Source organism: uncultured Sunxiuqinia sp., assembly GCF_963974515.1.
In the GTDB taxonomy this organism is placed as follows: Bacteria; Bacteroidota; Bacteroidia; order Bacteroidales; family Prolixibacteraceae; genus Sunxiuqinia.
Window position 1 is genome coordinate 63,696 of record NZ_CAXBDD010000001.1, and the last position, 22,142, is coordinate 85,837.

At 44.1% G+C, this 22,142-nt stretch carries 19 protein-coding genes; 6 read left to right on the forward strand and 13 right to left on the reverse strand.

Annotated elements, in window-relative coordinates:
• Nucleotides 1-181 precede the first annotated feature (181 nt).
• Nucleotides 182-943, forward strand: a complete 762-nt coding sequence (locus AAC033_RS00280) for a LytTR family DNA-binding domain-containing protein (RefSeq protein ID WP_339734133.1) — start codon at nucleotides 182-184, stop codon at nucleotides 941-943.
• Nucleotides 943-1,710 carry a LytTR family DNA-binding domain-containing protein gene (locus tag AAC033_RS00285; protein ID WP_339734135.1) on the forward strand — a complete coding sequence of 256 codons (768 nt, stop codon included), beginning with the start codon at nucleotides 943-945 and terminating at the stop codon, nucleotides 1,708-1,710. The genes AAC033_RS00280 and AAC033_RS00285 overlap by 1 nt, the downstream gene beginning before the upstream one ends.
• Before the next feature lie 95 nt (nucleotides 1,711-1,805).
• Here the strand turns inward: AAC033_RS00285 and lon are convergent, their stop codons facing one another.
• The 9 genes from lon to AAC033_RS00330 all read right to left on the reverse strand — a co-directional run bounded on the left by lon (nucleotide 1,806) and on the right by AAC033_RS00330 (nucleotide 14,217).
• Nucleotides 1,806-4,235: an endopeptidase La gene (gene lon / locus AAC033_RS00290; protein WP_339734137.1), complete on the reverse strand. Its 2,430-nt coding sequence runs from the start codon at nucleotides 4,233-4,235 to the stop codon at nucleotides 1,806-1,808.
• A 103-nt stretch (nucleotides 4,236-4,338) separates the two neighbouring features.
• A complete protein-coding gene (locus tag AAC033_RS00295; RefSeq protein ID WP_339734139.1) occupies nucleotides 4,339-5,523 on the reverse strand; it encodes a GlmU family protein in 1,185 nt (394 codons plus the stop codon).
• A 76-nt stretch (nucleotides 5,524-5,599) separates the two neighbouring features.
• Complete coding sequence (locus AAC033_RS00300) at nucleotides 5,600-5,863, reverse strand: type B 50S ribosomal protein L31 (protein WP_339734141.1); 264 nt, start codon at nucleotides 5,861-5,863, stop codon at nucleotides 5,600-5,602.
• A gap of 80 nt (nucleotides 5,864-5,943) precedes the next feature.
• Nucleotides 5,944-7,119, reverse strand: coding sequence for a GNAT family N-acetyltransferase (locus AAC033_RS00305; RefSeq protein ID WP_339734143.1), 1,176 nt, complete (start codon nucleotides 7,117-7,119; stop codon nucleotides 5,944-5,946).
• A 63-nt stretch (nucleotides 7,120-7,182) separates the two neighbouring features.
• Nucleotides 7,183-8,349, reverse strand: a complete 1,167-nt coding sequence (locus AAC033_RS00310; RefSeq protein ID WP_339734144.1) for a GNAT family N-acetyltransferase — start codon at nucleotides 8,347-8,349, stop codon at nucleotides 7,183-7,185.
• Nucleotides 8,350-8,450: 101 nt separating this feature from the next.
• On the reverse strand, nucleotides 8,451-9,224 hold the full coding sequence (locus AAC033_RS00315; RefSeq protein ID WP_339734146.1) for a Bax inhibitor-1/YccA family protein: 774 nt from the start codon (nucleotides 9,222-9,224) through the stop codon (nucleotides 8,451-8,453).
• 131 nt (nucleotides 9,225-9,355) lie between these two features.
• The gene (locus AAC033_RS00320; protein WP_339734148.1) at nucleotides 9,356-12,181 is read right to left on the reverse strand and encodes a family 78 glycoside hydrolase catalytic domain; all 2,826 of its coding nucleotides are present in this window, start codon (nucleotides 12,179-12,181) and stop codon (nucleotides 9,356-9,358) included.
• Between the two features lie 49 nt (nucleotides 12,182-12,230).
• Complete coding sequence (locus AAC033_RS00325; protein ID WP_339734150.1) at nucleotides 12,231-12,911, reverse strand: DNA alkylation repair protein; 681 nt, start codon at nucleotides 12,909-12,911, stop codon at nucleotides 12,231-12,233.
• A 1-nt stretch (nucleotide 12,912) separates the two neighbouring features.
• Complete coding sequence (locus AAC033_RS00330) at nucleotides 12,913-14,217, reverse strand: polysaccharide biosynthesis C-terminal domain-containing protein (protein ID WP_339734152.1); 1,305 nt, start codon at nucleotides 14,215-14,217, stop codon at nucleotides 12,913-12,915.
• Nucleotides 14,218-14,567: 350 nt separating this feature from the next.
• On the opposite strand from AAC033_RS00330, the gene AAC033_RS00335 reads away from it, so the two are divergent.
• From AAC033_RS00335 to AAC033_RS00350, 4 genes are read left to right on the forward strand one after another with little or no spacing between them, the layout of a single operon-like run.
• Nucleotides 14,568-16,178, forward strand: coding sequence for a tetrathionate reductase family octaheme c-type cytochrome (locus AAC033_RS00335; protein ID WP_339734154.1), 1,611 nt, complete (start codon nucleotides 14,568-14,570; stop codon nucleotides 16,176-16,178).
• Between the two features lie 43 nt (nucleotides 16,179-16,221).
• On the forward strand, nucleotides 16,222-16,863 hold the full coding sequence (locus AAC033_RS00340; RefSeq protein ID WP_339734156.1) for a cytochrome b/b6 domain-containing protein: 642 nt from the start codon (nucleotides 16,222-16,224) through the stop codon (nucleotides 16,861-16,863).
• A 1-nt stretch (nucleotide 16,864) separates the two neighbouring features.
• A complete protein-coding gene (locus AAC033_RS00345; protein ID WP_339734158.1) occupies nucleotides 16,865-17,380 on the forward strand; it encodes a YeeE/YedE thiosulfate transporter family protein in 516 nt (171 codons plus the stop codon).
• A 42-nt stretch (nucleotides 17,381-17,422) separates the two neighbouring features.
• A complete protein-coding gene (locus AAC033_RS00350; RefSeq protein WP_339734160.1) occupies nucleotides 17,423-18,619 on the forward strand; it encodes a YeeE/YedE thiosulfate transporter family protein in 1,197 nt (398 codons plus the stop codon).
• A gap of 121 nt (nucleotides 18,620-18,740) precedes the next feature.
• Here the strand turns inward: AAC033_RS00350 and AAC033_RS00355 are convergent, their stop codons facing one another.
• From AAC033_RS00355 to AAC033_RS00370, 4 genes are all read right to left on the reverse strand, one after another.
• On the reverse strand, nucleotides 18,741-19,109 hold the full coding sequence (locus AAC033_RS00355) for a DMT family protein (protein WP_339734162.1): 369 nt from the start codon (nucleotides 19,107-19,109) through the stop codon (nucleotides 18,741-18,743).
• Between the two features lie 346 nt (nucleotides 19,110-19,455).
• Nucleotides 19,456-20,229: a hypothetical protein gene (locus AAC033_RS00360; RefSeq protein WP_339734164.1), complete on the reverse strand. Its 774-nt coding sequence runs from the start codon at nucleotides 20,227-20,229 to the stop codon at nucleotides 19,456-19,458.
• A gap of 25 nt (nucleotides 20,230-20,254) precedes the next feature.
• The gene (locus AAC033_RS00365; protein ID WP_339734166.1) at nucleotides 20,255-20,971 is read right to left on the reverse strand and encodes a L,D-transpeptidase; all 717 of its coding nucleotides are present in this window, start codon (nucleotides 20,969-20,971) and stop codon (nucleotides 20,255-20,257) included.
• 17 nt (nucleotides 20,972-20,988) lie between these two features.
• A complete protein-coding gene (locus tag AAC033_RS00370) occupies nucleotides 20,989-22,092 on the reverse strand; it encodes a L,D-transpeptidase (RefSeq protein ID WP_339734168.1) in 1,104 nt (367 codons plus the stop codon).
• Nucleotides 22,093-22,142 lie beyond the last annotated feature (50 nt).

The following is a 22,142-nucleotide window of genomic DNA, read 5'->3' on the forward strand; positions in this document are numbered from 1 at the left end:
GTTTTTCACAAATATACCGGATAATTTCAAGTTATAAAGCGATTAGGCAGATTAGATACCGAGGATTAACCTTCCTAAACTATGATCAATCCACAAAACCGCCAATTCAAAGACTTCTAATTAACACAATGATGCCATCGATGCTGTATTTTTAATAAATTTGTAAACCAATGAAAAAAGTATGACTACCAGTAAGCTAAGAGCCCTAATTGTTGATGACGAGAAAGAAGCGCGGGATGTGCTAAAATACATGCTCAAGAAACATTCTGAAATTAAAGTTATTGACGAAGCTGAAAGCACCGAATCTGCTCTGTTCAAGTTCATGAAAGAAAAACCGGAAATTGTCTTTCTTGATTTGGTCATGCCCGGACAAAACGGCACAGAGTTTATCTCACTCATACGAAAAGAAAAACTGGACACAAACATTGTCATAGTCAGTTCGTATCGCGACATGGCCATCGATGCCATTAAACATGACGTGTATGATTTTCTGCTCAAACCAGTCAATGCGGCTAAACTCGCAACCATTATTGAAACCATCAAAAACAGAAAATCGGCTATCCCAAATGCTGAACTTGATGCCCTTTTAACCAACATGAGAAATGATCCAAAACTTAAGCTATCCTCCATAAATTCCCATATCGTTATCGACCCGAAAGAAATTTTGTACTGCGAAGCTCAAGGCTCGTACACACACATTCATTTGGACAATGGAAGCATTGAATTGGCGAACACTTACCTCGGAAAAATGGAAGATGTACTTGGCAACTATGACTTTTTCAGAATCGGACGCCAGTTCTTAATCAACCTTGATAAACTGAAAAGTGTGAGCCGATTTGACAATTCGTGCGTATTAACAGGCGGAAAAAAAGAGATCAAACTATATGGTTCAAAGAAACAAATTAAAGAACTTTGCAAAATTGAGACGAAAGAAGAAGATTAATGACAGAAAATAAGTCCATAACGGCAATGATCATTGAAGATGACGAGGAAGCAATCTCGTTGTTGGAAATTTACCTGAAAGCTTTCCGCGAACTGGAAGTTATCGATAAAACGACTAACCCACGGCACGGAATCAAATTATTAATACGAAAAATGCCCGACCTTGTGTTTTTGGATATTGACATGCCTGATACCAACGGGCTGGAAGTCGCCGAAGCCATTAAAGAGAATAAACTCCCTACTGAAATCGTTTTTACAACAGCACACAGCAAGTATGCATTTAAAAGTCTGGAAGTTAAACCACTGGACTATCTTGTAAAACCATTTGGCCCCGAGGAGCTGATTTCGGTGATCAACCGATATAAAGCTCGCGCAAAGCGTAAAGAAATGGAACGAAAAATGGACTTTTTCATTCGCAATAGCAAGCCAATTCAGAAACTAAAACTACCGACAGAAAGCGGAATTGTGTTTATCAATCCGGAAGAAGTAATGCTTCTCCAGGGACAGGAAAACTACACCTACATTTTTCTCTCAAATGGAACAGTCGAACTGGTAACCACAATTATTCACAAGATCATGGAACAGATTGATTCCCCGAGCTTTGTTCGGGCCAACCGCACATCCTTCATCAATCTGCAATACCTTCGACGGGTCGACCGCAAAAACAGGTTTTGTACTTTAACGCACCAAAACACAGTGATTGAAGAACCAATGAATCGGTCGAGCATTACTTTCTTCGAAAAGCTGAATTGCTTCCCAATTACCTAAAAAAAAGGCCAGAGTACTTTTTTTGTGTGACTCTGGTCTAATCTTGATTTGCTCTCTTTGCGGTATGCAAAAATTATCGAAAAAGTTGCTGTCTCCTAGCTCTTCAACAAAGCATAGTCCAGCACATCGCTGATCGTTTTTACAAAATGGAACTTCAGTCCTTTCAGGTAAACATCCTTAATTTCCTCCAAGTCCTTTTTATTATCGGCCGAAAGCAAAATTTCCTTAATGCCGGCCCGCTTGGCTGCCAATATCTTTTCTTTTATTCCACCAACCGGAAGCACTTTTCCTCTCAGCGTGATTTCACCCGTCATCGCAATATTCTTGCGTACTTTCCGCTTCGAAAGACTGGAGGCCAACGACGTAACCATGGTCACTCCAGCCGATGGCCCATCTTTCGGAATGGCTCCTTCCGGCACATGAACGTGAAAATTATTGTTGTCGAAAACTTTCTGATCAATGCCCAGCTCCTCGCGGTGTGATTTTAGATACTCAAGAGCCAGCATCGCCGACTCTTTCATGACTTCACCCAAATTCCCGGTTAGCGTCAAACCTCCTTTTCCGGTGCTTAAGCTAGATTCAACAAACAAAATTTCGCCACCGTGGGCTGTCCAGGCCAGACCGGTAACCACACCAGGGATTTCATTTCCTTGATAGCTTTCGCGCGTGTATTGCACCACGCCCAGGTATTCGCGGATGTCGTCTTTAGTCAATTTCCTGTTATAGGACTCTTCAAAAGCGATTTTTTTGGCAATCCGGCGAATCACCTTAGCCAACTTTTTATCCAGCTCGCGCACACCCGATTCGCGGGTGTAATTCTCAGCAATGTGCTCAAGCACTTCCTTCGAAAAGCTCACCTGGCTTTTCTCCACGCCATGATTTGCCAATTGTTTCGGAATCAAGTGCCGCTTGGCAATCTCAATCTTCTCCTCCACAATGTACCCGTTCACATCAATCAACTCCAGGCGGTCACGCAGGGGTGCCGCAATAGTATTGAGCGTGTTGGCTGTGGCTACAAACATCACTTTCGACAGGTCATAGTCCAGCTCCACATAATTATCGTGAAACTCGCCATTTTGTTCCGGGTCCAGCACTTCGAGCAAAGCCGAAGCCGGATCGCCATGAAAATCGCTCGAAACTTTATCAATTTCATCCAGAATAAAGACGGGATTCGATGTTTTAGCTTTCTTAATATTTTGAAGAATTCGTCCGGGCATGGCGCCAATGTAGGTTTTTCGATGCCCTCTAATTTCAGCTTCATCGTGCAATCCACCCAGGCTCATGCGAATGTATTTTCGATCAAGTGCCCGTGCGATCGACTTTCCAAGCGAAGTTTTTCCAACTCCCGGCGGCCCGTACAAACACAAAATCGGCGCCTTCATATCTTTCTTCAATTTCAGAACTGCCAAGTGTTCCAAAATACGCTCCTTTACTTTTTCCAATCCGTAGTGATCCTCATCCAGCACTCGCTCGGCATGTTTCAAATCGAAGTTGTCTTCGGTATATTCATTCCACGGCAGGTCCAGCAGCGTCTGGCAATAAGAAAATTGCACCGAGTATTCACCTGCGGCAGGATTTAGGCGATGCAGCTTATTGACTTCCTTCTCAAAAAATTTGGCAACCTCCTCGCTCCATTTTTTTCCTTTGGCAGCCTCTTTCATCTCGTTGATTTCCTGCTCAATCGGATTTCCGCCCAACTCATCCTGGATAGTCTTCATTTGCTGATTGAGCAAAAACTCACGCTGTTGCTGATCCAGATCCGTCTTCACCTTGGATTGGATGTCACGTTTCAACTCCAGCATCTGCACTTCCTTTACCAAATAGGAAATGGCCTGAATTCCACGTTCACGTACATCAGCAATCTCAAGCAAGGTTTGCTTCTCCTCCACCTCGAGATCCGTATTCGAACAAATGAAATTGATCAGGAACGTCGAGTTTTCAATATTTTTAACGGCAAAAGTGGCTTCGGGCGGCACATTGCTTGAATACTGGGCAACTTTGATTGACAAATCTTTCAGTGACCCGACAACTGCATTAAATTCAGCACTGTTTTCTTTGGGCAGAATTTCATCAAGCAAAGTAACCTGAGCACGGAAATAGGGAAACTCCTCAAGGTAATCCATCACTTCAAAACGTCGCTTTCCCTGAATAATAACCGAAGTGGAACCATCCGGCATTTCCAGGATTTTCAGGATTTGGGCAACCGTGCCCACCTGGTACAAATCGACTTGTTCCGGATCGTCAATACCCCCATCCTTTTGGGTGACGGTCCCCAGCAACTTGTCGCCACGAAAAACATCCTGAATCAGCTTCAGTGATTTTTGCCTTCCAACCGTAATTGGAATCACCACGCCAGGAAACAACACCGTGTTCCTCAACGGTAAAATTGGCAGTATTTCGGGCGCCTGAAAGTTTTTCAATTCTTCTTCGGTTCCGTCAGCAATGATTGGAATGATCTCTGTATCATCATCCCCCATTCCTGTAAATATCATATTTCCCAGAGATAGTTCTTTATTTTCTCCCATTACTTTTCTTTCTGTGATTGTTGTGACAAACTGGCGTAAAAATACCAAAAATAATTCAGGGCTAGTACAAGTCAATAGCTATGCCAAAAGACTTGATGTCAATTTAAAAACTGCGAAATGCAGCAGTTTGCTCCAAAACCGTAGCCAGTATTTCCTGATCCACCTCGGAAAGCAGCTGATTCCGGCGTTCCATCACCTTGGTAGCAGTCGCGAAAACGGTTTTCAACTGATGCAGCTTAAATCCACCAGGTCCGCCATCGGCAAACGAAGGTACAAACTGACGTGGAAAACCGGTGCCATGAATGTTACAAGCCACACCCACAACTGTTCCGGTGTTAAACATGCTATTGATTCCCGCCTTGGAATGATCACCCATAATCAGGCCGCCAAACTGTAACCCAGTTTTGACAAACCTTCCGGTAGCATAATTCCAACTCTTTACTTGCTCATAATTGTTTTTGAGATTGGACACGTTGGTTCCGGCCCCCAAGTTACACCACTCACCAAGCACCGAGTGGCCTAAAAAACCATCGTGCCCTTTGTTGGAGTAACCGGTAATAATCGATTGGCTGATCTCACCCCCACCTTTGGAATAAGGCCCGATGGTGGTTCCTCCGTAAATTTTGCTACCCATGTTCACGACTGAGTACTCTCCCAGGGCAAATGGGCCACGGATCAGTGAACCTTCCATAATTTCTGCATTGGCTCCAATATAAACCGGGCCGGATGATGCATTGATGGTGACAAACTCAAGTTTTGCTCCAGGCTCGGCAAAAATATTCTCCGGATGAATCAATTGGTTGGTGTGACTTATCGGCTCCGATTCGCGATTAGCCGTCAGCAAATCAAAATCAAGCTGAATTTGCCGGGCATTAACCTCGGTCAAATCCCAGGGATATCGAATCACATCCAGTGGCCCTGAAAACTCTTTCCATTCAATTACGCCTTCGGATTCAAAATACGAAGCCAATAAATTTTCATTCAACTTAACAGCCACCTTTTCACCTTGAAATAAAATCCCTTGACCAATCTCCAATGCCTGTACCTGCTCCACCAGTTCGTCGGTAGGACAAACATGCGCATAAATCACGCAGTTGTCAGAAGCAGTTTGCATCGGAAATTTTTGCTGCAAATAGGCCTCCGTTTTCCAGGAATAGATGCCCGGCAACCGACGCTCCCACTTTTCACCGATGGTGAGTATTCCGGTGCGCAAGCCGGCAACCGGTCGCGTAAAACACAAGGGTAAAAGATTCTCGCGGTTATCTCCGTCAACAAGGATATAATTCATCTTGAGGTTTTTACAAAAATAAGGCAAAAAAAAAGCTCCGCAAAAGCGAAGCCCATATATCTGTAATAATCAAAGATTATTTCTTCTTGCTATCCATGTGTTTTTTATAACGGTTCATGAATTTGTCAACACGTCCAGCGGTATCAACTAATTTCATCTTACCAGTATAAAACGGATGAGAACTACTTGAGATTTCCACTTTTATCAAGGGATACTCAACGCCGTCAACCACTTCAGTTTCTTTTGAGTTAACAGTTGATTTAGTCAAATAGATCTCGCCATTTGACATATCTTTAAACGCAACTACGCGATAATTTTCCGGATGTATTTCTTTTTTCATTGCTGATTCTTTTTCAACATTATTTCAATCGGGTTGCAAAGATAAATACACTTTCTTAATTTCCAAAGATTTTCTGTTTTTTATTCATCTTTTTCAGCCCCAATAATCGGAGCCCGCTCAAAGGGTTTATTCCGGTCGAAAAGGTAGCGCAAAGTGTAATGGGTTTTGACATGTTTTCCACCCACAGATTGGTACAAAGCGACAATTTTTGGATTGAAATCGCCGGCCCACGAAAGCTCCACTTCAGTGTACTGCGGCTTCTTCTTCATCAGCTTATCCTGATGCCAAAAAATAGCCGATTCAATACCCGAGCGCTGGTATTTAGGAATGACCCCCATGATCAGAATCCGGGTACGGTTGATCACCTTTTTCTTCTTGTAATACAAAAACTTTAGCATGTTGATGAAATTCAACTTACCATTCAGCTTTTGCAAGATCTGGTTGATGTCGGGCACCATCACAAACAGGGCGATAGGCTCTTCATCGTGATAGGCAAACCAGATCATCTCAGGGTCGAGCACGGCTTTCGAATCCTGAATAAAATCTCGTAAATCCTGTGGATCCAACGGATTGAAATGCTCATGAAAACGCCAGGCTTCATCATATATATAACAGAAATCCTGAATGAATTTTTCCGGGTCATTGTAGTCGAAATGCTTGAAACTGTAGCCTGGTTTTTGGGCTACCCATCCGGCAATTTTCCAAAATCGTTCAGGAAATGGTACGGAATAATCCAGGTGATAACTGAACTGCTTAAAGTACATCTGAAAGCCATAATTCTCGAACAATTTCAGGTAATAAGGTGCATTGTAGGGCATGCCATAACCCTGCGGCATAAAACCATCAACCAGCAGGCCCCAGTTCATGTAATTCTCGCCAAAATTGACCGGACCATCCATGGCTTCCATCCCGCGTTCGCTCAGCCATTTTCGGGAAGTATCAAACAACAGGTTAGCAACTTCTTGATCATCGATGCTCTCGAAAAAGCCGCACCCTCCTGTAGGCTGCTCAAAAGTTTTCGCTTTGTGATAATTGACAAAGGCGGCAATTCGCCCAATCGGCCGGCCGGCATCATCGACAACCACCCAGCGTTCGGCCTCGCCTTGTTTAAACGAAGGATTTTTATCGGGATTGAAGGTATTCTCGACCATTCCCTGGATAGGAGCCGCCCAGTTTTTATCGTTTTTATAAATGAGGTGGGGAAGCTGGTGAAACAACTTCCTATTTTCCGAATCATTAACTACTTGTAATTGCATGGTTTGATCAATTGTTTGGGTGAAAAGATACGACAAATAATATACGTAAATAATAACATTCAGCTAGTCTTCTATGATAGGTGAGCGCTTAAACTCTTTCTGTCGGTCAAATAAATACCGTAAAGTCAGGTGCGTTTTGTCTTTTTTCCCACCAACGGCTTCAAAAATCGAAATCATTTTTGGGTTAAAATCTCCGACCCAGCTAAGTTCCATATCATTATACCAGTGCTTCCGAAGCAACACCTGACGTAACTGGTAAAAAATAGCCGACTCAATTCCCGATTTTTGAAATTTGGGAACAACTCCCATGACAATCACGCGGCAATTAGTAATCACTTTTCTCCACTTCAGGTATAGCATGCGAAGAATTTTGAAAAAGTTTAGCTTTCCACTCGGAAAGTACTTAATCAACTGGTTCACATCCGGTATCATCATAAAAAAAGCAATGGGTTTCCCTTCGTGATAAACAAACCAAATGAATTCTTCCTCCAGAATAAGCTTCGAACTGTTAATCATATCATGTAAATCCTGGGATTCAATCAGCTTATAGTTATCATGTTTTCGCCAGGCTTCATCATAAATCTCAATAAAATCGGCGATGTATTTCGCACGATTTTTAAACTTGAAGTGTTCGTAATGATAGCCTGGTTTTTTGGCCATCCATGCAGCGATCTTCCAAAAGCGCTCCGGCAAATCGGGACTGGTAATATTCAAATGGTAGCTATACTGCTTGTAATAGGTTTGAAAACCATAACTTGTCCAAAGCCTATGGTAGTAATCCGGGTTATAGTTCATACCAAAGCATTGCTGTACAAATCCATCTACCAGGAGACCCCAGTTAAAAAAATTCTCTCCAATATTAATGGGGCCGTCCATTGCCTCCATCCCTTCCGCTATCAGCCAAGCCTTTGCGGTATCAAACAACTGATTGGCTACTTCCTGGTCATTGGTACACTCAAAAAAACCGACACCACCCGTTGGTTGCTCAAACTGCCCGGCGTAGCCAGGAGTATGGAAGGCCGCAATTCGTCCGACAAGTTTATCATTTTTATAAGCCAGCCAGCGACAAGCACTTCCTTTTCTCAGGGTGTTATTTTTAATGGGGTTGAAAATGTCTTCAACCATCATTCTCAGGGGTGCCACCCAGTTTTTGTCTTCTTTATAAATAAAATAAGGAAGCCGGTGAAACGCATCCACCTGCTTTTTGTTAGTCACCTCTACTAGCTGCATCGATCTTAAACTTGATTTGAAAACACCGAAAATACAACATATCGCCAGAAAATAAAAACAGGGACCGAAGTCCCTGCCCTAATTCTTTTTTACTTGTTCTTTTAATCGCGGCTGGCCAATTTTGAAAGCAGTCTTAAAATTTCGATGTATAACCACACCAACGTCACCATTAGCCCGAAAGCGCCGTACCACTCCATAATTTTGGGTGCACCTCCTTCAGCTCCGCGCTGAATAAAATCGAAATCCAGGATCAGGTTTAAAGCGGCAATGCCAACAACAACCAGACTAAAGCCAATGCTGAACAAGCTGTTGCCATGCAGGAATCCAATATTTACACCAAACATGCCCGCTATGAAGCTAACAAAATAGATCAGTGCAATCCCGCCGGTAGCGGCGATGATTGCCATTCGAAATTTACCTGTTGCCCGTATTTTGCCAGAGCGAAATAGAAATAGCATAATAAAAAATACACCAAAAGTCAAAGCCACGGCGCGCATGACCAATCCGGGATACTGTGCCTCAAAGAACGCCGAGATTCCACCCAGGAAAAGGCCTTCAAGAACCGCATAAATGGGAGCTGTAATATTGGAATAGCGAGGGCTAAACACGGTAATGATGGCCACAATAAAGCCTCCAATTCCGCCACCAATCAACCAGGGAGCGACAACCGAAAAAGCACTTTCGGGTGACCCATACTCGTATACCCCAAAAAACTTACGCCAGGTAAAAGCAGCGGCGAAAGCCAAGATCAGAAACATCAGGCCTGTTTTATTTACGGTTCCCTCTATTGTCATCACATCGGCCTGAGCGTCCGTTTGTACCCGGCTAAACACCGACTTGGATAACGCGGGATTTGAAGATTTTGTCAAATTCATAGTTCGTTCTTTTTAAAATTGTCCGTAGCCCTATCTATAAAAATCGTACCAATTCTCGGAACACTGACATTTTGTACTCGTTAAAGAAAACCAAAGCCAATACCAAAAGTCCAGGTCACTTTCGCAAACGCCTAATGCTGGTCCATCAAGGTGAAACGATAATCCCCCGATTCTATTTCAATCCGAATATCATCTTCTGTCCTCGCAACATTCTCAATACCTGAAACGCCGGACACAAAATGCCCGTTTTCCCATATCACAATATTTCCTTCAGTGATTTTTACCTGTTTAAAATTAAATGCCGGGATAGCCACTGTTGCACTGGTGTTTGCCGGAACACTGACGTTATAACGAAATGAATGTTCATCTTTCACCCAGTTCGATACAACGGTTCCGGCAACAGTTTCAATTGAAACATTTACCTGATTCAAACCATCCGGAACAGTTGGTTTTAAAAGGATATCCTGATAGCCTTTTGTCGTTTTGCCCTCCATTGGCGATTGAACTCCAGCCAGGTATTTATAGAAATACTCAACCACCGAACCAAACATCTGGTGATTGTGTGAATTTTCGCCCGACCATTCTTCCAGCAAAGTGGTTGAATTATTTGCAATCCAGTAGCCGTAGCTGGGATAGCTTTGTTTTGTTGCTGTGGCAAAAGCTAAATCACTAAATCCACCGGTAGTTAAAACAGGCCATAAATATTTGGTCCCAATGATGCCCGTATGCAAATGACCGTCGCGCCGGTTGATGTCATCAATAACGGTTTGCAGCACGCCTTGCCGATGCCCTGCCGGAACCAGGTTGCCATGAAGCGCCAATAGTTGGTAGGTCTGATAGGTTGAATCCGTTCCATAACGCAAGGTTTCCGGATTAAAAAACCGACTATTGAATGCCTCCCGAATGGTATCACGCAAGGTTGAAAACTGATGAGCATCATCTTGATGTCCCAATATTTCAGCGATTTCCGCCATCAGCTTTGCGTTGTAATAATAATAAAAGGAGTTCACCACCGCATGATTGGGGCCATCACTCTCGCCCGGAGCACACCACTCGCCCAACGAATACCAGTAACCATCAAAATCATTGATTATAAACGGCTCTTCAGGATTTGAATCTGTCTTGCCCAGGTTTTGCAAATACTGCAAATACCTTTTCATGGCGGGGTAATGCTCCTTCAGGATTCGGGTATCATCGTAGTAATAGTGCATCCAGTAGGGAATCAGGACATAGGCGCTCCCCCAGGCTACCCCACCGCCCATGCCACCAATCAGCGTGGGCGATGTATTTGGAATCCGTCCGTTGGGGTCCTGCGAATCCCGCATATCATTCAGCCACTTGTAATAAAACGGAGCCATTTGAAAATCATGCATCGATGTTTCGGCAATCACCTGTCCGTCTCCATTGTAGGCGCCCTTTTCGCGGTGTGGACAATCTGTCGGATATCCAACCAGGTTTCCTTTTTGCGACCACAAGCCAGCCCTGTGAATTTGATTCAAAAGCGAGTCGGACGACGCAAACCTTCCGTTCCGTTCGAGTGCGCTGCCAACTGCGCGACCTTCCACTTTCAAAATCTCCAAATCCTCCTGGTCACCGATGGCTACTTCAATATACCGGAAACCCGTGTAAAAAAATCGCGGTTCATACGTTTCAAGCTCGCCGCCTTTCATTGTATAGTCGGTCCAGGTTTGAGCGTGATAACGATGCTTTTCACTCAAGCGGTCGATTTCCTCCAATTTTTTTGGAAACAAGGAATCATTTAAGGTCTCGGCCCCACGAATGCGAATGGTCTGCCCCGCTTTTCCTTTCAGCTGAACCCGCCACCAACCAGCAATATTCTGTCCCAAATCGTAGAGATAGAGACCTTCAGCAGGATTTGTTTCCGCTATCGGCTCAAGCGTTTCGGTTACCTTAATTGCCGGCATCGACTGCGATTTTAACTGCCCGCCAGGCGACTCTGCCAAACGTGCCTTTCGCCAATTCTCATCTGAAAAAAAAGGCGAACTCCAACCATCCGCTTCTTTTCGGGCATCGTAATCTTCGCCACCATAAATATTGTTAAACGTAATCGGACCGTCTGCATATTTCCACGATTCATCGGTTGTGATCACCGTTTGACTACCGTCGTCATAAGCAATATGGACTTGCACAATAAAAGCGGGATTTCCCAGCTGGGTGCCGCCGTCACCCCAACTGTAGCGCCCTGCAGTTTGCCGCAGATTGTAAGCGCCATTTCCTAGCATCACGCCAAAGGCATTTTCCCCATTTTTCAAAAGCCCGGTTAGGTCGAATGTGGAATACAAAATTCGGCGTCGATAGTCGGTTACCGCAGGATCCAATACCTGGTCGCCTACTTTTTTGCCATTCAAATAAAATTCATAAAATCCACAAGCCGAGACAAAAGCGTAAGCCTGTTTAACTTTTTTGTCGATTGAGAACTCTTTTCGAAATAACGGACTGGCGTCAACAATCTCCTCCTTCGTTGTTATCCATTGGGATTTCCAATCAGATGAATCCAGGAAACCCGTATGGAAACTCGCGGGTTCGCTCCATACTTTCACATGCTCATCTATAGTTATCTCCACTCGCCAAAAATACTTCCTGTTGCTTTGTAACGGGGATCCGTCGTAGGCTATGTTGACCGTTTTTCTGGAATTGAATTCGCCAGAATCCCAGACCGAACCATTTTTATGGCTTACTTCCTGCAAGCTTTCGCCGACAATAATCCGCCAGGAAGCTTGATAAACACTCCGTTTATCAGACCTAATTTTCCACGAGAAATGAGGTTGTGGAGAATCCACGCCCAGTGGGTTGTACTGATAATCAACACGCAAATCTTCCACACGAAGATTCGACTCACAGCATGAAAAAAGAACGATTAAGCCGAGGCTGAACAATACGCTTAAACAAAGCGGAAGTAACCTGCCGCTGCTGTTGACCATTGTTGGTTTAATCATGACCTGTTCGTTTAGGTTTTATAAAGATGGGTCGGGAAGCCGAGGTCAGCTAGCGCTCTGCCAGATCTTCCAACAGCAGGCCGGCCATTTTTTGCGCCTGTTCTTCGTCCATGTCTTGCGCCAGGTCAAGAAATTCCATGCATTTTGCTTTGAGTTGCTCGCTGCGATTGGCCAAAATAAGCATGCTGCGATAAAAGATTTGTCCCAAATCCGGATCTTTCACCAAAGGAAAGATGACAACAAAGAATGGTTCAAACATCTCATCAATGGCTTTTTTATCAACCATGGCTAAACGGCCCATCAAATGCAAGCCGGTGTAACGAACCAGGTGTTTTTTGCCACGACACCATTCCAAGGCTTTAACATAGGCAAATTTTGTGTGTACAAACAGGTTGGCTACCGCCTGCTCAGCAATCTCGGTGGTTGTAAAGCTCTTGGTCCAAAAATCAAGCTGCTCTTCTGTCACCTTTTCGGGCTCATCAAGCAAAGTGGCCAAAATCATGGTTTCTCGCCATTGTTTATTCCAAAGTTTCAACGCCAGCAAGTGATTCCGCTCATAGCTTTTAGCCAACTCGCGCAGCGAAACAACCGAAGCCCCCCAATTGATTTTATACACCAAACCGTAGGCTTTCATTTGCGCAACGGTTTCGCCGTTTTTCAATCGCCTTATTTTTGCCAAAAGGTCTCGAAATTGTCCATCCACAACCGGATCATCAAGAAGTATATCCATATCAATAAATTACAAACTCAACAATAAAAAAGATTACCAACAAAAGTAATGAATAGAACAGGTTACTGAAACTATTTTGGTACTTTATTGGCGCAATATTTAAGCGACGATTGAGCACCGCGACTAAATAAATCTTCTCAACCAAATAGGCAATTACCGTGGCATAGGCTACGCCCGTAATTCCCCAGAACCGGACAAACATCAAGCTAAGTGATACATTAAGAACGAGTTCCAGAGTCGACGCACGCACAATGACAGCGGTTTGCTTCAATCCGATCAGGATGGTTTGTGGAAAAATGAGTCGGCTGATAATCAACAGCAAGTAAATATTGAAAATCGTAGCGCTTTCCGCAAAATCCGCATTAAAGAGAATGGGGAATAGTTTATGACTCGACACGATAAACAAAGCGGTTATCGGAAAAAGCAGGTTAGCCAAGCGTCCCGATTCTTTTTTGATGCGGGCAAGCGAAGCCTGCAACAAGGATTTGTTGGAGAATTCGGGCAACATGGCATTGCTAAAAGCATTGGCCAGCAAAATAACCAACGGTAACTCGCGGGCGCCGTAGCGAAAGATAGCAAATGTCGCTTCATCAAATCGTGACGTAATAATAAAGCCATCAACATACTGAGCCGATCCACTCAGCAAGGCTGAAACAACCAATGGTGCCGACAAGCCCAAGTGCTCACGAATAAAGTCCATCGAAAACCTGATTTCTTTTAGACGGACTATCAAGCTCAGCAAGAAAAGATAGCGCAAAAAAGCCACCAACAGCAATCCACACAAAACAAAGTGAAAATCCAGCGCAAACAGCACCGGAAGCACTACCAGCAAAAACATCGTGAAAAAACTGGCCGCTCCGTAATAGACAATTTTTCGCGGCTCATTCCGCAGTAAAAAAAAGTACTCAATCAGGTTGGCCGGAACACTAAAAAAAAGGTAACCCAACAGCAGGCCCAAATACGGAATTTCCTCACCACCCAGCAGGGTTTTACCAACCAAGTTGCCGGCAATTGCCAATAAGACTACAACCAGAAAGGTAAAAAGGCTAATCAGCAGAAAAGCGTTAAACACCGGTGATGCTCCTTCGTGTCGAGGTTCATTAGCCATGGGAAGCAACCCGCGGATTAACCCATTTAACCAGAAAAAGCTAACGCTACCCGCCAAAAACAAAAACTGCTCATATTCTCCAATCGACTGGATGCTTAAATTGGTTTTCGTAAACACAATTCCAATCAAAATGAAGGTTCCAAACCGCATCAATTGAAACAGCTGCAAGGACGAAACCGAAGTCAGTTTGAAATTCATAAACCAAATCTATAAATAAAAACCGGCTGACTGACACGCGATCGATCAATTTTATCCCATTGAAATTCTACCTCTAACACACCAATTAATTAATCATAAACAAAAGACAAAAAGATGCACAATTGCTCTTTTGAGTTGGATCATCCGGTAATTTAGAGCTATTATAAATTACAATTCAGGTCGCATAGAAATACCTTGTAAATAGATACTTAAGAAAATAAAATCAAGCAACTCCCCTTAAAACATGCAATAATCTAAACATACCGATACGTTTATTTATAAATATCAATATATTTGCATTTCAATATAGAATAGTTCACAAAATTGATTCACTCAAAAACCTACAAGAGATGAAAGTCATGTATAAAAACATACTTTTTACCATTATAGCCATAATTGTTGTTTTAATTTTGGTTAATGCTCTCCACGAAGCGCCTACGTACAATCTGAAGCTTGAAACATTAAAGCAGGAATATGCCATCAAACCAACGCCTTCGGTCGACCACAGCAAGCTGGACATCCTTCAGCAAAATTTCGAAACACCACAGGAGGTGACCGCAGCCTGCCTTTCGTGCCACACCGAGACCCACAAAGAAGTAATGGCTTCGTCCCACTGGAACTGGGAACGACTATCGTATGTTGAAGGCCGGGGAATTTCAGCTTCCGGGAAAAACACCTTGCTGAACAATTTCTGTATTGGCTCCAACTCAAATCAACAAGCTTGCGCGGCCTGTCACATCGGGTTCGGGATGAATGATGATCATTTTGATTACAACAATGCCCTGAATGTGGACTGCATGGTTTGTCACGACAACAGTGAAGAATACAAAAAAGGAACGTCCATGGCCGGCTATCCCGACCGGACGGTGAACCTTCAAAAAGTAGCCCAGTCGGTTGGCACGCCTCAGCGAAACAACTGCGGTTCCTGCCACTTCTTTAGTGGTGGCGGAAACAATGTGAAACATGGTGATCTGGAAGTTGCTCAACTGTCGACCACCCGCGACGTAGATGTGCACATGGCCGTCAATGGGATGAACATGAGCTGCGTGGATTGCCACACGGCTGAGAATCACCAAATCATCGGAAAACTCTACTCGGTATCGACAAACAATACCGACCGTGCGACTTGCGAACAGTGCCACACCAATACACCACACTTCAGCCACGTACTCAACCGGCATGGATCGAAAGTGTCGTGCCAGACATGTCACATTCCTGAATATGCCAAGGTTAATGCCACTAAAATGGCTTGGCATTGGTCCGAAGCCGGAAAAATGAAGGACGGACAACCCTATCATGAAGAAGACTCGATCGGCAACCACCGGTATTTGTCAATGAAAGGCTCATTTAAATGGGAAAAAAATGTAAAGCCCGACTACGTTTGGTTTAACGGCACTGCCGACCAATATCATTTGGGCGATAGCATTACCTCTGTCCCGGTACAGATCAATACGCTGAACGGAGCTTACAACGATCGCAACTCCAAAATCATTCCCGTGAAAATTCACGTGGGTGACCAGATTTACGATAAGGAGTTCAAGCGATTGATCCAACCCAAGCTTTATTCCGACAACAAAGGAGACAGCGCTTTCTGGAAAGACTTTGACTGGGAAAAAGCAGCCATTGCGGGGATGCGCGATGTAGGCTTACCTTTCAGCGGCAAGTACGGCTTTGTTGAAACAGAAATGTACTGGCCTGTCAATCACATGGTGGCTCCGAAGGAACAAGCGCTGAGCTGCGTTGAATGCCACTCGCGTGACGGACGACTGGCCAACCTAAGTGGTTTTTACATGCCCGGACGTGACCGCAACAAAACACTTGACACCGCGGGAACCTGGTTAATCGCTCTCGCACTGCTGGCAGTTGTGGGTCATGGACTGATGCGAATTATATCAAACATCGTCAAAGACAAATACGAAAAGCAGGTGATTGATTACAAACAGGAAGACTTAACCGATTAAATTAGCAAGTTTCGACCTTCAATTCAAACAAAACAAGCAAGTTATGCGAAAAGTATATATTTATAAAGGATTTGAACGCTTCTGGCACTGGACCCAGGCTTCGCTCATCTTATTTCTGGCCGCCACCGGCTTTGAAGTGCATGGATCTTTCGAAATATTCGGTTTCGAAAAAGCAGTCCAGTTTCACCGCGTAGCCTCATGGATGCTCATTGGGCTGATTGTTTTTGCCATCTTTTGGCACATTACCACCGGCGAATGGAAACAATACATTCCAACCACCAGAAAGCTGAAAGAGCAACTACTCTATTACGTGTCTGGAATTTTTAAGGGAGAAAAGCACCCGACCACCAAAACGGAACTCAGCAAGCTGAATCCGCTGCAACGCATGGTTTACCTGAGCTTCAAAATCATTCTGATTCCATTGACGATCATTTCCGGCATTTTTTACCTGCTCTACAAAACCATCGACCAAAACAACCTGGTGGTTGTAGAAGATTATCCGCTTGAAGGCATCGCTTTTTGGCACACGCTTGGGGCGATCCTACTGATGGTTTTTCTGATCGTTCATGTTTATATGACAACCACTGGAGAAACGCCAACTTCAAACATAAAAGCCATGTTGACCGGATATGAAGACCTGGAAGACACACACACGGAAAATGAACCATTAAAAAATACCAAATAAGATGAAACCAAAACCATACATGAATCCCTATTTAGCCGGCATCCTGCTGGGGCTGGTTTTACTGCTAACCATCTACATCACTGGGCGCGGACTGGGTGCCAGTGGCGGTGTCAAAAGCGTGGTGCTGGAAATGGTTTCGGACCTGGCTCCGGAACATACAGCGAACACTGCTTACCTGAAAAATTATGCTGAAACACATCCAGGCGGCCCGCTGAAAGACTGGCTGTTTTTCGAGATTGTTGGCGTGCTGATTGGAGCTTTCCTCTCGGGGGTGATCAGCAACCGGATGGGCTTAAAGCTGGAGCGCGGCCCAAGAATTACCAACAAAACGCGAATTGTCGCAGCCATCATCGGTGGATTTCTGTTCGGTCTGGGTTCGCAGCTGGGACGAGGCTGTACCAGTGGCTCAGCACTAAGTGGCATGGCAGTTATGTCATTTGGCGGAATCATCACCATGCTGGCCATTTTCGGAAGCGGCTACTTTTTTGCCTATTTCTTCCGAAAATTGTGGCTTTAATTTTTCCTTCAATTATTCAGAAATTTAATCAATCCATCGGTTATGGGACCATTAGTACCTTATATTATTAGCAACGAATTTAACCTGGTGATTGCCCTGCTTGTCGGCATCGGGTTTGGCTTTGTGCTGGAACAGGCCGGCTTTTCTTCAACCAAAAAACTGGCTGGATTATTCTACGGCTACGACTTTACGGTGTTGAAAGTGTTTTTCACAGCTGGCGTCACTGCCATGATTGGCGTGTTGCTTTTCGGACACTGGGGAATACTCGATTTGAGCTTAATATACATCAACCCAACATTTCTGTGGTCCGCTCTAATTGGTGGTGCCATCATGGGACTGGGCTTCATCATTGGCGGTTTTTGCCCCGGAACAAGTATTTGCGCGGCGGCCATTGGGAAACTCGATGCCATTGCTTTTGTATTTGGCTCGGCCCTCGGAGTCTTTGCTTTTGCTGAAAGCTACCCTTTTTGGGAAAACATCTATCTGGCTGAAAATTGGGGTCCGGTACTAATTAGTGAACAATTGGGCATGTCGAAAACCGTCTTTGCTATAGCGCTTACCGCGATAGCTATTTTGGCGTTTTATCTCACCCACTTAATTGAAAACAAAGTGACCAAGCGACAAACCGAAGTAACTACAAAGAGGCGAAACGTTTATGCGATTGCCGGTGCGCTGGCTTTTGTGTTGATCGCCCTGGTCGCTTTTTCTCCTTCTAAAGAAGCGATTATTGAAACACGGATCAGTTCGACGAAAAGACATCAGGAATATCCTTTCAAGGAAGTTACCTCTGATCAACTGGCGTTCGAAATTGCCCACAATTTTCACCGGATCAATGTGATCGATGTCCGATCGCCCGAAGCATTCGAAAGCTACCATTTGCCGCTGGCAATCAACATTCCGTTGGAAGAAATTGACGACCGGAAATGGGAAAAGATTTTTAAACAGAAAATTAAGACCAATTATTTTTATGCCGACCACGACAGCATAGCCAAAAAGGCCTATTTGCTATCGAACTATGCCGGCAAATCGGCCAATTACTTACTGAAGGAATCTTCATCCGACTTCAGAAACTTGTATTCGAACATCGAAACGCCGGTGCCCAACGCATCCAAAGAGGTGATTAATACCTACAATTACCGGCAAAAGCTGGCGAATGACCTGGAGAAACTGGTTGAAGCCATGAGCAACATGAATAAGCCCGTACCGGTACAAACCGCAGCGATCAAAGGCGGGTGCTAAAATAATTTCTGGTGTTCTATTTGAAAAAAATCAGGAACACACAAATATAACAAGAACAGCTGGCCTACTCGTCGGCTGTTCTTGTTTCTGCTCGGTTTGTCAAAATCAAATCAACCCACGGTTACTTCTTAAAAATAAAATAGACTGCAAGGACCAGGAATACAAAACCAATCAGGTGGTTCCACCTGAAAGTTTCATTCCGGAACACCACCACGGCGAACACTGAAAAAACCAGCAGGGTAATCACCTCCTGGATCACTTTCAACTGGATGAGTGAAAACGGGCCGCCATGATCTCGAAACCCAATTCGGTTGGCAGGTACTTGAAAAGCGTATTCGAACAAAGCAATTCCCCAACTAATCAATACAATAGACAACAAACCCCATCTATTGAACCACTTCATCTCGCCAAACTTCAGGTGACCATACCAGGCAAAGGTCATGAAGGTATTTGACAAAATCAATAAACCAATGGTAAGCAATGCTTTCATGTTTTCCAATCTGGGTTAAGAAATACTGAGACGAAAAAGCGCAGCAAATCTATGAAAATCCAACCCACAAAATTCACTTGGATAAGAATTAATCATCCAGAAAACAAAATAAAAAAACCGTTACTTTTTCGACCAGGCACGTCTTAATAAAAAGCGAACAAATTATGGCAAAAGTTGAAAATTCACAAAAAGCAGGAAATATCATCGCCTTTGGAGTCGCCATCGTGCTAATCCTTATGCTGACCCTGATTTACCTCTTGTAAAGGAACTTGAACAGGTATCTGCCAAAGTTTTCATGCAAACGACAAAAACCAGATCTGCTAACGCCGATGCTGGTTTTTTTATTCTAGAACCGGAAAGCTACGAACGGCTTTTCGGGTAATGCCCGGAAAATCGTTTTGGCATCGCGATCAGTTAGCACCAAGGTTATTTCGGGATAATAATCAGGCAATTTCAAAGCTGAAGCTTGCTTGATGGTTCTCGCAATTTTTTTCAAATCCTGAGAGATCCAAAATAGCTCACGATGCCAGTTTCTGTCAGGAAAATCCGTCCCAATCCCTTCAATATTGATCCGCACACCATTGTCCAACCAGCTGATCCAATGGACTGCTTCCATAATTTTAATGGTATCGGGAGATTCGCTCAATATTTGCGCATTGATGTTCGTGATCTTTTTAATTGTTACCGGCCCCTTCCCAATTGTTGAAAAAGTGGAATCGACCTGAGTTTGGGTGGCAAACAAATGGTGATAGGTTCCGGGGCTTAATACGTCAAAAAACCTGTCGTATTCAAAATCAATTAGCTTGATTTGAGTCAGAACAACCCCTTTCATCTCGAGTTGCAAAAGGCTGTCTTTCAAATGAACCGACAGGTAGATAGAATCCGATTTCGACAGAATTAGTCTGGTTTCCAGCCAATTTTTCTCCCTGAACAACTCCATGTAGGCTGAATCAACCAACAAGGGATCAAAATTCAACAATTGCGCATCGGATTGTTCGTTCAATAGTTTCATTTTTTGCCTGACTCCTGCAACCGAAAACACCGCATAGGTTAGCATGCCAACCATCGACAAAAAGGCAACAACCAAGGCCAGAAGACGTATAATAACCCACTTTCTCATTCGAAATGATATTCTCAGATTCAATTCAATAAATAAATACTTTGGCACCTTGCGGAAGCGTTTGATAAACCATTTCCAAATCTTCATCATTCATGCGGACACAACCATGGGTTACAGGCAATCCTAAAAACCGTTTATACAGGGTCCCATGAATGAGATACCCGTCACCCAAATTCAAGGCGTAATCGCCCAAGACACCATATTCGAACCTGGAATGATGATCGACCGGAGGAACAGGCAAGCCCTCTTCCAAAAAAGCCCAGTCGGGTTTGCGCCAAACCGGATTGACCAACTTCCCTTTAACAGTGAAGACGCCTTTCGGAGTTTTAAATGTCCAGGAAGTTTGGTGATCCAACTCAAGTTTCACATAGCTTCCGGTAGAGCAAATCCCTTCTCTGATGAGCTGCCTACCCTGGTAGAGTGCAAATGTATTTTCGGTGGTATTGATCACCAGATAGCTTCCTCCCGGAGTCAACCGTTTCAATTTTGAGTTCAGCCGATCAAGATCATCGATTATTTTTTGTAAGGATAGATTTCCTGCCTCCTCTGTATGCATACTCACCTGTTGCTTCTCAAAAGCCAACGAGCTGTTCATCATCCAGGGAACAACAAGAAAAAACCAGGAAACAATCAAGATGACCAATCCTACTGCTGCCGTCAAACCGAGTACCCAGCGAATGAATTTTCGCCGGATTGTATGTACCAGTTCATTTCCGTCAACATGCTGCTCTATACGAATCATTTTATAACCCATTCTTTTCAATGATGAATTTCCTTCAGTGATTTCAGCGAGCCAACAATGATAACCGGGACTCCTACCTCAACCAGACGAAAAAGAACTTCCATATCCTGATCTTTCAGCGCAATACAGCCATCGGTCCAATTGACACCTTTACCGCCATGCCCATGAATTTCAATTAGCCCGCCAGGCAGGGCAAGCCGGGCCAGTGTTCCATTTCTCTTTTCCGCTTCAATTCGCCGCTTATCCTCGTCGTTTGGATAATTAATTAATAATGCCCGATGAAACCGGGTATGCTGATGATCCTTTTTCTGAATCACCCTGTAAACTCCTTCGGGTGTCGCTTTGTCTCCTTTTAGCCGCTTGTCTCCTATCCAGTTAATCCCAAGCTCGGCCTCAAACGTTTTAATTGCCTGACCGTTTCGATAGACCACACAGCGGTGAGCATACTTATCGACTAAAATCACCGTTTTTCCTCCACGAGATAAACTGATCGCCTTGCCGCCATTTTCTTTCCACTGTGGATAACTGGCAAACCAACGACTCAGCAATTGTGCAGCATGTTTTCCGGAGCTCTCAATCAATTCCACTGCTTTCTCGTAACTCTTTCCGGCTTCGGTAATCCGACCGGCCTCATATGCGACTCTGCATTCGGCCAGTTTCATTTTACCTCGGTTATGTGCTTTCACCACTGCAGTTGGCAAAGGCATCTTTTTGTATACCTGTTCATACACGGCTATTTTCTGGTCCAGCGACATCATTCCCTGTATCAAAAGACCCTCGGTTTGTTTTTTTTGCTCAATGCCTCGACCGGAGGCCTCATTTGCTTTTTGAATGGCTTTGTCAACCTGCTCTTTTACCTTGCTATATTCCCGGTTCAAAAAAAAACGTTCATTTTGAGCAGCCCAGTTTATCATCGCTGAATCGTACCATTGTTGTGCTTCTTCGTACAACTTTGAAGCGTAAACATCGGCCTCTGAATTTTGAGCTTCAACCAGTTTCTCTCTGGCTGACTTAAGCTCAGCCAACGGCGGCTCGGGCACTTGCAAAACCAAGGCAACAGACAATAAAAGCAACACAACAATCATTGCCCCAAGCCCTATTTTTTTTATTTCGTTTTTCACCCTTATCATCCGCTTTTTATAAAAATCCCCGGAGAACAACCCCCAGGGAC